The 13,299-nt window shown below is 64.2% G+C and carries 17 protein-coding genes; 9 read left to right on the top strand and 8 right to left on the bottom strand.

Going from position 1 to position 13,299, the window contains the following annotated elements; genetic code table 11:
• Positions 1–7: 7 nt before the first annotated feature.
• From KVP70_RS07070 to speD, 4 genes are all read left to right on the top strand, one after another.
• Positions 8–1,036, top strand: a complete 1,029-nt coding sequence (locus tag KVP70_RS07070; protein ID WP_217941440.1) for an SPFH domain-containing protein — start codon at positions 8–10, stop codon at positions 1,034–1,036.
• A 62-nt stretch (positions 1,037–1,098) separates the two neighbouring features.
• Positions 1,099–2,502, top strand: a complete 1,404-nt coding sequence (locus KVP70_RS07075) for a DUF4178 domain-containing protein (protein WP_229224662.1) — start codon at positions 1,099–1,101, stop codon at positions 2,500–2,502.
• Positions 2,499–2,681, top strand: coding sequence for a hypothetical protein (locus tag KVP70_RS07080; protein ID WP_217941442.1), 183 nt, complete (start codon positions 2,499–2,501; stop codon positions 2,679–2,681). The genes KVP70_RS07075 and KVP70_RS07080 overlap by 4 nt, the downstream gene beginning before the upstream one ends.
• Positions 2,678–3,070, top strand: a complete 393-nt coding sequence (speD, locus tag KVP70_RS07085) for an adenosylmethionine decarboxylase (protein WP_217941443.1) — start codon at positions 2,678–2,680, stop codon at positions 3,068–3,070. Before KVP70_RS07080 ends, speD begins: the two co-directional genes overlap by 4 nt.
• On the opposite strand, the gene KVP70_RS07090 is transcribed toward speD, so the two are convergent.
• Positions 3,063–3,242, bottom strand: a complete 180-nt coding sequence (locus tag KVP70_RS07090) for a hypothetical protein (RefSeq protein ID WP_217941444.1) — start codon at positions 3,240–3,242, stop codon at positions 3,063–3,065. The two genes, speD and KVP70_RS07090, sit on opposite strands and share 8 nt — an antisense overlap.
• An 86-nt stretch (positions 3,243–3,328) precedes the next feature.
• On the opposite strand from KVP70_RS07090, the gene KVP70_RS07095 reads away from it, so the two are divergent.
• Positions 3,329–3,697 (top strand): VOC family protein, encoded by a 369-nt coding sequence (locus KVP70_RS07095; protein ID WP_217941445.1) that lies wholly within the window; start codon positions 3,329–3,331, stop codon positions 3,695–3,697.
• Here the strand turns inward: KVP70_RS07095 and KVP70_RS07100 are convergent.
• Complete coding sequence (locus tag KVP70_RS07100; protein ID WP_217941446.1) at positions 3,694–4,320, bottom strand: glutathione S-transferase family protein; 627 nt, start codon at positions 4,318–4,320, stop codon at positions 3,694–3,696. The two genes, KVP70_RS07095 and KVP70_RS07100, sit on opposite strands and share 4 nt — an antisense overlap.
• 80 nt (positions 4,321–4,400) lie before the next feature.
• On the opposite strand from KVP70_RS07100, the gene KVP70_RS07105 reads away from it, so the two are divergent.
• The 4 genes from KVP70_RS07105 (at position 4,401) to rsgA (ending at position 7,282) form a co-directional block, all read left to right on the top strand.
• A complete protein-coding gene (locus KVP70_RS07105) occupies positions 4,401–5,210 on the top strand; it encodes an AraC family transcriptional regulator (protein ID WP_217941447.1) in 810 nt (269 codons plus the stop codon).
• A gap of 251 nt (positions 5,211–5,461) precedes the next feature.
• Positions 5,462–5,677: a type II toxin-antitoxin system RelE/ParE family toxin gene (locus tag KVP70_RS07110; RefSeq protein WP_307730271.1), complete on the top strand. Its 216-nt coding sequence runs from the start codon at positions 5,462–5,464 to the stop codon at positions 5,675–5,677.
• Positions 5,664–5,993 (top strand): helix-turn-helix domain-containing protein, encoded by a 330-nt coding sequence (locus tag KVP70_RS07115; RefSeq protein ID WP_217941449.1) that lies wholly within the window; start codon positions 5,664–5,666, stop codon positions 5,991–5,993. Before KVP70_RS07110 ends, KVP70_RS07115 begins: the two co-directional genes overlap by 14 nt.
• A 236-nt stretch (positions 5,994–6,229) precedes the next feature.
• On the top strand, positions 6,230–7,282 hold the full coding sequence (rsgA, locus tag KVP70_RS07120) for a ribosome small subunit-dependent GTPase A (RefSeq protein ID WP_217941450.1): 1,053 nt from the start codon (positions 6,230–6,232) through the stop codon (positions 7,280–7,282).
• 154 nt (positions 7,283–7,436) lie between these two features.
• Here the strand turns inward: rsgA and KVP70_RS07125 are convergent, their stop codons facing one another.
• The 6 genes from KVP70_RS07125 to KVP70_RS07145 form a co-directional block, all read right to left on the bottom strand.
• On the bottom strand, positions 7,437–8,864 hold the full coding sequence (locus KVP70_RS07125) for a CsgG/HfaB family protein (RefSeq protein WP_217941451.1): 1,428 nt from the start codon (positions 8,862–8,864) through the stop codon (positions 7,437–7,439).
• Positions 8,865–8,934: 70 nt separating this feature from the next.
• Entirely contained in the window at positions 8,935–9,558 is a 624-nt protein-coding gene (locus KVP70_RS07130) for a hypothetical protein (RefSeq protein WP_217941452.1), read from the bottom strand.
• A gap of 81 nt (positions 9,559–9,639) precedes the next feature.
• Positions 9,640–10,755 carry a hypothetical protein gene (locus KVP70_RS07135; RefSeq protein WP_217941453.1) on the bottom strand — a complete coding sequence of 372 codons (1,116 nt, stop codon included), beginning with the start codon at positions 10,753–10,755 and terminating at the stop codon, positions 9,640–9,642.
• Positions 10,755–11,633 carry a hypothetical protein gene (locus tag KVP70_RS07140; protein ID WP_217941454.1) on the bottom strand — a complete coding sequence of 293 codons (879 nt, stop codon included), beginning with the start codon at positions 11,631–11,633 and terminating at the stop codon, positions 10,755–10,757. The genes KVP70_RS07135 and KVP70_RS07140 overlap by 1 nt, the downstream gene beginning before the upstream one ends.
• Positions 11,634–11,813: 180 nt before the next feature.
• Positions 11,814–11,948, bottom strand: coding sequence for a hypothetical protein (locus tag KVP70_RS34595; RefSeq protein ID WP_255575800.1), 135 nt, complete (start codon positions 11,946–11,948; stop codon positions 11,814–11,816).
• Positions 11,949–12,084: 136 nt separating this feature from the next.
• Positions 12,085–13,290, bottom strand: coding sequence for an MFS transporter (locus KVP70_RS07145; RefSeq protein WP_217941455.1), 1,206 nt, complete (start codon positions 13,288–13,290; stop codon positions 12,085–12,087).
• Positions 13,291–13,299 lie beyond the last annotated feature (9 nt).

Raw genomic sequence — 13,299 nt, forward strand, 5'->3', positions numbered from 1 at the left:
GACCATCATGGGCTTAGGCAGCTTTATCAAGAAGCAGTTTATCGACGTACTTCAGTGGAACGAGGAAATCGACGGCGTACTGGCCTGGCGTTATCCGATGCAGGACCAGGAGATCCAGAACGGCGGCGTGCTGGTGGTGCGTGAATCGCAGATGGCGGTGTTCGTCAACGAGGGCCAGATCGCCGACGTGTTCGGCCCCGGCACCCACAAGCTGAGCACCCAAACCCTGCCGGTGCTGACCAACCTGAAAAACTGGGACAAGCTGTTCGATTCGCCGTTCAAGTCGGACGTCTACTATTTCAGCACCCGCGTGCAGACCGGCCGCAAATGGGGCACGCAGCAACCGATCACCATCCGCGACAAGGACTTCGACATGGTGCGCGTGCGCGCCTTCGGCATGTACTCGTACCGCGTGGCCGATCCGCGGCTGTTCTTCAAGGAGATCAGCGGCACCCGCGAGGCCTACACCCGCGACGAGGTGGAAGACCAGCTGCGCGGCATCCTGATGGCGACCATGGCCAGCTCGCTGGGCAGCGCGCAGGTGCCCTTCCTCGACATGGCGGCCAACCAGGCGCTGATGGCGCAGCAGGTCAAGGGCGACCTGGCCGCGGCGTTCGGCCGCTACGGCATCGGCCTCGATGAATTCAACGTCGCCAGCGTCAGCCTGCCGGAGGAATTGCAGGCCGCGCTGGACGAGCGCATCTCCGCCGGTATGAAGGGCGGCATGAGCGCCGACAAGATGGCCGGCTTCACCAAGTACCAGGTGGCCAGCGCGATTCCGATGGCGGCGCAGAACGAGGGCGGCATGGCCGGCATCGGCGTCGGCCTGGGCGCCGGCGTGCAGCTGGGCCAGGTGATGGGCCAGGCGCTCGGCGCGACCCTGGCGCCGCAGGCTGCCGCAGCGCCTGCGGCGCCGGCCGAGGACTCGATCGAGGCGCGGCTGGAAAAACTTAAGGGTCTGCTCGACAAGGGCTTGATCTCGGCTACCGACTACGACAGCACCAAGGCCGAACTGCTGAAAAAACTGATCGGCTAATGCAAATCGTTTCCTGTCCCAGCTGCGGCGCGGAAGTCAAATTCCGCTCGCACGCCTCGGTTATGGCTGTCTGCGAATATTGCAGCACCAGCGTGCTCAAAGACGCCGACTCGGTCAAGGACCTGGGCAAGATGTCGTCCGTGCTGGAGGACTATTCGCCGATCCAGATCGGCACCACCGGGGTGCTGGGCAAGCGCCAGTTCACGGTGGTCGGCCGCATCCAGCTGCGCTATGCGGCCGGCATGTGGAACGAGTGGTATCTGCTGTTCGACGACGGCATCACCTCGTGGCTGGGCGATTCGTCCGGCATGTACACCGTCACCGCGCAGTACAAGGGCGAGGGCGAGTTGCCGGCCTTCGAGCAGCTGCGGCCCGGCCAGAGTTACCCGATCAATGGCGCGCCCTACATCGCCGCCGAAATCCGCACCGCCGATTGCATCGGCGGCCAGGGCGAGCTGCCGTTCAAGGTCGGTGCAGGCTACCAGGCCAAGGTGGCGGACTTCCGCCGCGGCGGCGAATTCATCACGCTCGATTATTCGGATGCCCCGCGCCCCGTGGTCTACACCGGCGTGGCGGTGACGCTGGAGAGCATGCAATGCCAGCTGCTGCGCGACGACGACACCATCCAGCGCGCGGCCGGCCGTTATCGCGGCAAGCTCGATGCGCTCGATTGCCCGTCCTGCGGCAGCGCGATCAAATACATCCCCGGCGTGACGGCGACGCTGGTGTGCCCGGCCTGCCACGCGCAGATCGACGCCGCCAACCCGAAGGCCGAAGTGCTGGCCGCCGGCGAGCGCGTGGCCGCCGTGCCAATGACGATAGAACTGGGCGCGACCGCCAGGATCAACAACCAGGACTTCACCATCATCGGCATGATGCGCCGCGCCGACGACGAGGGCACGCAGTGGAACGAGTACCTGATGTACGGCACCCGCGCCGGCTTCTCGTGGCTGGTGGAAACCGACGAGGGCTGGTCCGGTTCCAACGTGATGGCCGAGTGGCCGGCGCGCTATGCGCCGGGCGCGCCGACAGTGGTTGTGGATAAGTCGCAGTTTTCCCGCCTGTACGATTACGGCTCGGTGGTGACCTTCGCCGCCGGCGCCTTCAACTGGCGGGTGGCGGCGGGCGACCGCACGCGGGTGGAGGAATTCTCCGCCGGCCAGATCCGGCTGGCGTCCGAAACGACGGACCAGGAGATGACGTGGTCGCGCTCCTCGCCGGTATCGGCCGACCAGCTCAAGGCCTGGTTCGGCGACAAGTTCAAGGGCCGCGTGGGCGCGCCGGCGGCGGCCAAGGGCGGCAAGCGCCGCTACCGCGACACGGCCAAATACATCATCTGGTTCATGCTGGCGATTAATGCGATCCCCTTGCTGATGAATTTCTCCGGCACCTGGTTCCTCAGCCTGGTCGGCGCGGCGGCGATCTACCTGCCCGCCTGGTTTATGGATAACGAGGACAAGTCATGAGCAAATTCTTCATCTACGCGATCATCGTGTCGGTGGTCACCTCGGGCAGCAGCTGGATGCGCGCCACGAGCGGCGGCAACAACTACGGCAGCGGCTACCGGGGCAGCACCTGGAGCTCGAACACCGGCGGCGGCGGCGGCAGTTACGGCGGCGGCTCCGGCGGCGGAGGCCACAAGTGAAACGCGAAACACTTCCGCAGGCGGCGGCCGTGCACCAGCCGGCCGGCACGCATCTGCTGGCGGACCTGAGCGGCATCGCTGCTGAAAAACTGGGCAATTGCGCCGCGCTGGAGGCGCTGCTGCGCTCGGCGGCCGAGGCCGCGCACGCGCGCGTGCTGTTCAGTCATTTTCACGGCTTTGGCGTAGGCCAGGGCGTGACCGGCGTGGTGCTGCTGGCCGAATCGCACATCTCTATCCACACCTGGCCCGAATGCGGCTTTGCCGCCGCCGACATCTTCATGTGCGGCAGCGCGCAGCCTGAGTTAGCGCTCACCATCATCGAAACGGCCTTGCAGCCTGCATCCAGCCGCATCAACACGGTGCGGCGAGCGCCTCCCGCGATCAGTTGACCCGGGCCGCGCTCTGGCTGGGCGACATCAGTTTCAGCGGCACTTCCTCCAGCGGCAGGTTGGCGGTCATGACGGGCGCGGCAGTCTGAGGCGCCGGCGCGACGACCATGACCGGCGCCGGGGCGCAAGCGGCCAGTGCCAACAAACACGATAAAGCGAGTATTCTTTTCATGTATTTCCCCTGATGGACAACTTGCCCATCAAATTATCACTCAGGAAATAGACGATGACAATATGCAATTTTCAAAGGTGTGCACCATGACGCTTTCCTGCCTGGGGCAGATCGCCCTGCCCGTTTCCAATGCCGACCGCTCGGAGCAGTTTTACGGCGACAGCCTGGGGCTGCCCAAGCTGTTCCGCTACGGCGAGCTGGTGTTTTTCGATTGCGGCGGCGTGCGCCTGATGCTGGAGGGGTCGGGCAAGGCGCCGGTGCAGGCCGGTACCGGCGTGTGCCACTATTTCAAGGTCGAGCAGATCGAGACTGTGGCCGCCGAGCTACAAACCAAAGGGGTGGTGTTCGAAGCGGCGCCGCACCTGGTCGCGAAAATGCCCGACCACGAACTGTGGATGGGCTTTTTCCGCGACCCGGACGGCCACCTGCTGGCCGTGATGGAAGAAAAGCGCTAAGCGGCCTGGGCGGCGGCCAGTTCGCCGTCCTTGGCGTTGGCTGCGGCAAAGGCTGGCCGGCTCGTGACGCGCGCCACGTACTGCTCGATCACCGGCAGCTTGGGCAGCAGCTCGTAGGCGCCCATCCAGCCCATCGATGAGGCCCACAGCACGTCCAGCGCGCTGAACTGCTCGCCCAACAGGTACGGGCCCTTGGACAGCTGGTCGACCAGCGTGTTGAACATGGTGTCGAAGTCGCCGTAGTGGCAGGACGCCTTGTCGGCCGGCGTGTTTTTCATCCACTTGTCGACGATGGCCGGCTCGAAGCAGCTGCCGTAGAAAGCCATCCACCGCAAGTACGGTCCGCGCAGCGGATCGCCCAGCGGCGGCGCCAGCTTGGCGTCCGGGAACAGGTCGGCCAGGTACAGGTAGATCGCCACCTGCTCGGTGATGACGGCGTCGCCGTGGCGGACCGCCGGCACCTTGCCCATCGGGTTGACGGCCAGGTAGGCCGCTTCGCGGTTCTCGCCCTTCTTCATGTTCATCACATGCAGGTCGTAGGGTGCATGCAACTCCTCCAGCAAGGTCATGACGCCGGTGGAGCGGGAATACGGGCAATGGTACAAAGTCAGCAGTGGTGCCATGTTATGTCTCCTGTCGATGGTGAAGAAACGCCACGATAACTCTTGCTATGATGGGGGTCTTGTAAAAACGCGAACATTGTATGCACACCGTGACGAGCCGGCCCAAGGGCGTGGTCAATCCCGCCGCAGCCGAAAAAATCTTCCGCCTGGAACGCTACCTGCCCGGCCCCGACCTGGCGCCTTTCGTCGAGTACTTCTGGCTGGTGGCGTGGCAGTTGCCCGAAGGCGTGGTCCATGTGCAGCGCACCCTGCCCTCGCCCTGCATCCACCTGGTGTTCGACGCCGGCCGCACGGCGGTGTTCGGCGTGATGACGGGTGCGTTCGAATATACGCTGAAAAACAGCGGCCGCATCCTCGGTGTGCGCTTTTTGCCGGGCGCCTTCCGCAGCTTCCTGAAGCGGCCGGTGCAGTCGGTGACGGACCGCGAATTGCCGCTGTCGGCACTGTTCGATTGCGACGACGCGCAAGCCGAGCGCAGCGTGCTGACGGCAGCCGACGACGCCGGCATGGTGGAGGCGGCCAGCGCCATCCTGCGCCGCGCCCTGCCCGTGCCCGATCCGCAGAACGCGCGCATCGCGCAGATCCTGGATGCGATCCAGCATCATCCCGAGATCACGCAGGTGCGGCAGTTGGCGGACCACACCGGCACCAGCGTGCGCCGCCTGCAAATGCTGTTCAGGGAATATGTGGGCGCCACGCCGAAATGGGCGATACGCCGCAACCGCCTGCTGGACGCGGCCGACCAGCTGTCGCACGGCAGCGAGATCGACCTGGCCTCGCTGGCGCAGGCGCTGGGCTATTACGACCAGGCCCACTTCACCACCGATTTTGAAAAACTGGTCGGCAAGCCGCCCGCCGATTACCGCCGCAGTTGCAAGGAGCAAGCATGAGTCGTCGCTTCAAGCAGGTTGATGTCCTCACCACCGCGGAAGAGTTTCCGTTCGCCGGCCAGCATCGTTGACCGTATCAAACCAGCTGCAGCACGAAGACCGGCGACCATTTGACGCCACGCCAAATCGACTATACTTCCTGAAGGTACAGTCGTTTCATGTACACCGTCATCGAAACGCCGCTGTTCCAAAGCCGCTGGCCTCTGTATTGGAATGAGGACGAACGGGGAGCCTTTGCGGCATACATCTCCATGCATCCGTCGGCGGGCGACGTTGTGCCAGCAACCGGGGGCGTTCGCAAAGTCCGGTGGCGCCGAGCAGGATCCGGTAAGTCAGGCGGTGTGAGAGTGATTTACTTTACTCGTAACTCTGCTGACGAAGTTGTTTTGTTGACGCTATACGCGAAGGCAGAAACCGCAAATCTGTCCAGCGCAACATTAAAGGAAATTCGCCGTGTCTACGAATAGTAAATTGCCTCTCAGCGATGAAGAGCTTGCAGCCTTTGAAGCCACCCGCGACTTGGCTGCCGAGTTGCTTCAAGCTGGCGAGCAAATGAAAGCCGGGCTCGGACGCGTAGTCTATTCGCCTCTCATCGCCGCACGAAAAAATACCGGGCTGACACCGGAGCAGTTCGCCGCCTTATTCGGTATTTCCGTTAGCACTCTGGAAAGCTGGGAACAAGACCGCAAGCCGCCTGTCGGTGCCGTACGGACTCTGATCGCCATCGCCCTCCATCATCCTGAAGCACTGATCGCGATCGCCAACCAGCCTCAAGAAGTGTGAAGGCAATTGACGGCGCTATCTTCCGGTGCGACACTGTGCGCCTTACCCAACCACAGGAGACCATAAATGCGCCACGTAGATACTGCCCTCCTGTCGGCTGCCTGATTACGCCGGGACTCCCCCCTGTAGAGTGTTGATCCGCGCGTACTCGCGCAGCTGACTTCCCGTATTCGCCACCTATTCGCCTTACCGCGAAGGGTATTGCTCGCCTTACCGGAATCAGGAAACACACCACCATGATCGACATCGATTTTGAATCGCTGCGCCTTATCGGCTTAACGCAAACCATCGCCAGCCAGCTTTATCTCTTGCACGACATCCCGGCCAACGCCCAGTTGGTGCGCATCACCGAAATCCAGCGCGACTGGCTTACCGTCCACGACGGCCAGGCCGAGTTCCGCGCGCGCGTGCTGCCGGTGCAGCACGACGCAGCCCTGGCCGTCGGCGACTGGGTGCTCAGCACCACGCTGGCGCACGACGAACGCTGGCTCAGCGCGCTGCTGCCGCCCACCACCCACATCGCCCGGCGCGGCAACGATGGCCGCCATCACAGCCTGGTCAGCAACGTCGATACGGCGCTGCTGGTGATGGGCCTGGATCACGACTTCAACCCGCGCCGGCTGGAGCGCTACCTCGCCATTGTCAAGACTGCCGGCGTGGAGCCGGTGGTAGTGATGAGCAAGGCCGACATCGGCGACGAGGTGGAACAGCGCATGGAGCTGCTGCGGCAGCGCCTGCCCGCCAGCATTCCGCTGCTGGCCGTGAACACGCTCAGCGACGACGCCGCGGCGCAACTGGCGCCCTGGCTGGGCGTGGGGCAGACGCTGGTGTTGCTGGGGTCTTCGGGCGCCGGCAAATCCACGCTGACCAACACGCTGACGCAGGCCGGCCAGCAAACCGGCGGCGTGCGCAAGGGAGATGGGCGCGGCCGGCATACCACCACGTCGCGCTCGCTGCACCTGTGCGACGGCGGCGCCTGCATCATCGACACGCCCGGCCTGCGCAGCTGGCAACCCGATGCCGACGAGGCCAGCCTGACGGCCGCCTTCGAAGACATCGACGCGCTGGCGGCGCAATGCCAGTTCCGCGACTGCCGCCACGCCGCCGAGCCCGGCTGCGCGGTGCGCGGCGCGGTGGACGAGGACCGTCTGCTGAACTACCACAAGCTGCTGCGCGAGGCGCGCCGCAGCCAGCAGACGCCGTTGGACCGCATCGCCGAAGTCGCCAAGTGGAAAGTGATGCAGCGCGCCGCCGTGGCCCGCTCGAAGGGCAAGCTCGGCAAGCGTTAGCCGCGCCAGTAGCGCCGCCGGCTACGATGTCGCCGGCGGCGCTTCAGTTTTGCGCACCAACACTGGCAGGCACAGCACATACAGGCCTGCGCCGATCAGCCAGACCAGGCCAGGAAAGCTGGCCGGTTTCACACCGCTGTGGCTGCTGTCACAACTACCAGTCTTCCTTCTTCGGTTCGCCTGCAGCAGCGGCGGGGACGCTGCGATTGGCCGCGACTTTGCGTTCGGCCGCCTTCGGTTTTTCCGCCGGCTCGGCCACCGCCACGGCCGCTTTCGCCGTCACTGTTTCACGCAGCTGCAAGGCGGCGGGACGCACGCCATCGAGCTTGATCGCGACATTCTCCAACGTTCCGTACGACAGCTTGGGCGTGACGCGGTTGATCACCACTTCGCAGCAGGCCGATTCCATATTGCCCAGCGACTGGCCGGTCTGCGGATCTTTGATCTCCTTGCCTTGCAGGTAGATCTTGTAGCGTCCGTTTTCCACCACCGACGTGCCGCCCTGGCTGAGCACGACAGTCATGCCGTCGCGTTCGACCACGCTGATCGGGAAGGTCTGCAACAGGATCGCTTCGGCCGAGCGCATGACGATCTCCGACTGCATGCTGCGCATGGTCGCGCCTTCGTCGATGCCGGCGCCCATGGTCGTGGCCGCGATCGACGGCGCCGTGCCTTGCAAGGTAGCCGATTGCAGGATCTGGCGCGTCGCCAGGTTGATCATGCGCTGGGAGACCGACCAGCCGCCCGAATAGCTGACCAGGTCGCGATCCGAGGTCTGCAATTTGCGCACGTGCTTGTCATAAGCGAGATCGTTGACCACGCCCACCCACACCAGGTCCGCGCTGAGGGCCTGGCCGAGCTTGGCGAAATCGGTGTTGACGGTCTGGCCCGAGCCGATCATGTCCAGCTCGTTTTGCAGTTCGCCTTCGAACTGGCGGTCCAGCACGGTGAAGCGGCCGCTCTGCGACAGCGTGTCGATGATTTGCTGGCGCAGCGCGCCCAGCACCTCGGCGGCGGGAACGTTGTGTCCGCCGATATTGAAGCTGCTGCGGCTCGAGCGCAATGGCGCCACCACGATCTTGATCTTGCCGCTATCGGCCGGCGCCTTGAACTTGGCGATGCTGGCGGCGATCTCCACGCTGTACAAGCCGCCCTTGCTGGACGGCGGCGTCAGCTTGGCCACCTTGAACGACGACACCACGCCTTTGGACTGGGTGACGATCTGCTCGGCGAAATGGCTGCCTTGCGCGGTGGCGCTGGCCTTCAGGCTGTCGTTGCCGTAGGAGCTTTCGACGTCCAGCGTGGCGGTGGCCTGCGAGAAGGTGTTGAGGTTGGCGGAAGCGGCATCGACAGTCGTGCCGTTGACTTGCATGATGGCCGTCTTTAGCGCGTCATTGATCGCCGCGCCGGGCGTCATGCCGGTGCCGCTGGCGGTGGTCTGGACTTGCTCGATCTTGCCGACGTCCGGGGTCTGGGTCAGGTTGGGGCCGGCCGGCGGGGGCGCCGCGGCGGGCGCTTCCTGTTTCTGGCCGCATGCCACCAGGCCGACGCACAGCAGGCTGGCTATCGCGATGTTCTTCATATTCGTTGCGCTTCCCTAGAGATAAAAAAAGGCGCGCGATGGCGCGCCTTGCTGCGATGGTGCTGGTGAATTACAGCAGCGAGGTGGCGTCGGTCGCTTCCTTCGGCACCGGGATGTTGTTGGCCTTGGAGAAGTCCACCACGGTTTTCAGCGTGCGGCCCAGGTTCTTGATCGAATCGGGCAGGTTCTTGGCGACAAAGATCGCCGAACCGGCGGCGGCGCCGAAGGACGACATGCCAGGCTTGAAGCCGCTGACGTCCTTGCTCATGTCGACGTACTGGATCACGCCCTTGGCCAAGTCGCCCACGCCGTTGGCGAATTGCTTCTTGCTGGCGGCGTCCATCTCGATTTTCTTGCCGTTCAAGGTGCGCTCCAGCGCCTCGCTGCTGGAGGTGCGAACCGCCGCGGCCTCTTCCAGCGAACCCTTGGTGGCGCCTTCGGTCAGGTTCTTGGCCTGCACCGATGCTTTCTCCGCCTCATCCTTCAAGCCCACCGCCGCCAGCATGTTGGCGTCGGCGCGCATCACGCTTTGGGTGCCGCCCACGTACTTGGCCACGATCTGCTCGGCGCTCGCACTGCCGCCACCGGTGCCGATGTTCAGCGACTTGGTCAAGCTGCCCAATTGCGCCGAGGCGGCGCCGGCAACCATGACCATCGCGACAGCGGCGATGGCTTTGACGTAAGAACTTTTCATAGGTATTGCCTTCTCATTAGTTTAGGACCGTCGATTGGATAGTCCGGCGGGCTATCGACGTTCGCCTGCCGGTCGCATGCATCAGTGAATACCGTTGACGTTGAGGCGGCTGACGATTTCCTTGGCCGCCAGCAGCGACGCATCTTTCAGCGCCTTGGTGGTGGCGACCGCGTTGTCGGGCGCCAGGGCGAAGTACTGCACCGGCGGCACCGCAGCCACTTCGCGCGGCAGCGCGCCGCTCACGTCGAGCACGCGGCCCGACACCGTGACCGTCACGCGCTGCATGCCAGTTTCCGGGTCCTGCGCCGGCGTGCCGACGTCGAAGGTGGCCAGCACGAACAGCGGCACGCCGGCCTTGCGCAGCGACTGCACCAGGGCGCGCATGGTGGCCGGCGTCAGGTCGCTGCCTTTGGAGAAGTCGGCGTTGACCGCCTTCAGGTCGCCGTCGGCCAGCACGAACTCGGGATCGGCGACGGCGAAGCCCGATTGCGAGAACACGCTGGTGACCGAGGTCTTGTGGCCGGCCATGGACAGCATGCGGAAGCTGGTTTCGTCCTGCTTGCGGGTGGTGCTGCCGCCGGTTTCGACGTTGAGGGTCTGGTTCAGCGCGACCTTGGCGGTCTTCTGCTTGCTGGCGTTGGTGGCGATCTGGCTGGATTTGATGTTCTCGCCTTCGCTGCCGCGGGCCGTGGTGTTGACCTTGACGTCGCTGTCGAGTTTGGTTTCGACGCGCTTGACCACGCGGTCGTCGAACGATTTCACCGCGCCCACTTCGCGGCCGAGGAAGACATACACCATCGGCGAATTGCCGGCCGGTGCGGTCTGGCTGACGCGGCTGGCGCCGCGCAGGGTGATGCGCAGCTTGGTCACGTTCAGTTCGGTGCGCACCGAGACCGAATACTTGTGCAGCACCGGCTGGTCCTGCTCGTTGAGCATGGTGGCGCTCATGATGAACTTGTCGAGATTGGCTTCCACCTGCGGCCGGATGGTCTCGAAGTTTTCGGACTCCGCCTCGCCCGCTTCGGCGAAGTAGCGCTCGATGGACGCCACCTGGGCGGCGCGGTAGGCGCGCTCGACGTCGGCCGGGCCGAGGGTGGCGCCGTAGCTGACCGTCGCCACGCCCTTGGCGGTGACGACTTGCGCATAGGACGGCAGCGCCAACAGCGTGGCAACCAGTGCCAACAGAATTTTTTTCATTATTTACTCGCCTTTATGATTGCTTTGGATGTTGCGATTTGCTTGGTGATTTCCGGGGCGGCGGCGGCGGTGACGATCCACTTCGACTCCGGCTGCACCAGGGCGTCGGCGAACTTGAGGAACAGGCCGCGTATCGCCGCCTCGTAGGCGGGGAAGTCGTCCAGGTCGGTCTGGTTGGCCGGCACGATCTTCACTTCGCCGTTCTTCAAATCCGAATTGAAGAAGTCGGTGTTGAGCAAGGGCTCGAAGAAGCGGACGTTGCCGTACACGCCGTAGACATAGGACGCGCCGACATTGTTTTCGCCGCTCTTGATCTTGGCGAACTTGTTGAGCTTGACGTCGAACAGGTAATCGCCCTCGCCGACCTTCAGGTCCAGCGCGTCGCCGTTGTCCAGGCGGAAGGACATGGTGCCCAGTGCATGGCCGAGGCCGGTTGGCAGCAGCGACACACCCAGCTTGGCCGCCAGGATGGAGCCGAAGGCGTCGGCGATCATCTGTCCGGCCAGCGCCGGTTTGTCGCGGATCGCGGCCGGCATCACCGCCATCGCTTCCGGCGCCAGTTGGGCGCGGCGTACCTGGATGGTCTTGGTGCCGGGCGCCGGCAGGCGCGCGGCCGACAGGCGGCGGGTAAATTGGGTCAGCAGGCCGCCGCCGTCTTCGCGCAGCAGCAAGTCCCTGACGTAGGCTTCGATCGCCGCCGGCGTCGGCGGCTGCGCGGTGGCGTCGAACATCACCACGCTGAGCGGATAGCTGCGCACCACGTTCTTGTTTTTGTAGTCGAAAATCAGGGCGTCGGCGCGCAGGCTGACGAAGGTCTTGTAGTAGTCGCCGATATGTTCGGTGGAGACGGTTTCGCCGTTCAGCAGCAGCACCGCCATCAGCACCTGGTCGGCGCCCTTGGCGTTGGCCAGGGTGTCGCGCGGCGCGTATTCCAGCCCGGCGTGCTCGCCGGCGTAGGCGCGGTCGATGGTGATGCGGGACAGCGAGGGGCCGGCGCCCTCGGCCTTGAGCGACTTTTCGATGCTGGCCGCGTGCGGGAAGCGTTCGGCTATCGTCGCCTAATCGCCGGCAAAGGAGAAGCCGGCGAAGGTGATCGTCTGCGCGCTGGACGACAAGGGAGACAGCAGCAAGGCCAGGCACAAGGCCGGCAACAGCAGGGACAGGCGCGGGGTGGCTGGCGTTTTGAAAAGCAAGTTAATCTCCGGAATCCAGCGACGGCCAGCAAGTTTATTTTTGGGAAATCAACTTTGCTTTTCGACAGTTATTGATTTTCGGAAATTATTGCAGAAAATAGTCTTTTAATACTAACCAATTGTCACCAAGCGAAGCTTAATTCCTCTCAACAATACCGTTCCGGGCAAGCTGGATGGTATTGCCCGCACGCCAGGCGAGCATGGCAATTGCGCTGAGTAGCGCGCCGGCCAGCGATACGCCGGTCCATCCGGCCCTGGCATAAACGAAGGTGGAGAGCACGGACCCGGAGGCGCCGCCGATGAAATAGCAGCTCATATAGCAAGCAGTCAGCCGATTGCTCGCGTCTGGACGCAGTTGGTTGATGACGCTGAGGTTCATCACATGGATCGCTTGCGCTGTCAGGTCGAGTACCAGCACGCCAACCAGCAATGCCACGACCGAAGTCTGGGCGGCCGCCAACGGCAGCCACGACAGCAGCAGCAGGCCCAGGCCCATGCTGGTGACATGGCCGGCCTTGCCGCGATCAGCCCAGCGCCCGACCGGAGCAGCGGCCAGGGCGCCTGCTGCGCCGACCAGTCCGAACAAACCTATGCTGCGGTCGGAATAATGGTAGGGCGCGGCGGCCAGCAAGAAGGACAACGATGTCCACAGCATGCTGAAGACGCAGAAGACCACGGCGCCCAGCAAAGCCCGGACGCGCAGCACAGGTTCTTCCACGAACAAGGTCAGCGTCGAGACCAGCAGGCGCGGGTAGCCCAGGCCCGGCGACTGCGGGTGGTGCGGCAGCGCGCGCCCAAGCGCGAGCGCCGTGACGACCATCATGCCGGCGCCAAACCAGTACACCGTTTGCCATCCGCCCAGCGAAGAAAAATAACCGGCGATGGTACGGGCCAACAAGATCCCCAGCAGCAGGCCGCTCATGACATTGCCGACGACTCTGCCGCGCTGGTCCGGCGCGGCCAGGGTGGCGGCGAAGGGCAGCAGGATTTGCGCGACCACCGAAAACAGGCCGGTCAGCACCGTGCCGATCAACACCTGGGTGATGCCGGAGGCTAGCGCCGTCAGCAACAAGCCTGCCGCCGAGAGCAGGGTCATGCTGACGATCAGCTTCCTGCGTTCGAACAGGTCGGCCAGCGGCACCAGCAGCATCAGGCCCAGCGCATATCCCACTTGCGCCGCGGTCACGATCGATCCGGCGCTGGCGTTGGAGATGCCCAGTTGGGCGGCTATGGTAGGCAGCAAAGGTTGCGCATAGTAGTTGCTGGCGACGGCAACGCCGGTGGCGGTCGCCATCAGCATGACGAGGCCGGCGCTGAGCCTGGGGGTGGGGGTATCAGCCATGCTGGTGCG

The organism is Duganella violaceipulchra (assembly GCF_019166075.1).
Lineage (GTDB): Bacteria > Pseudomonadota > Gammaproteobacteria > Burkholderiales > Burkholderiaceae_D > Rugamonas > Rugamonas violaceipulchra.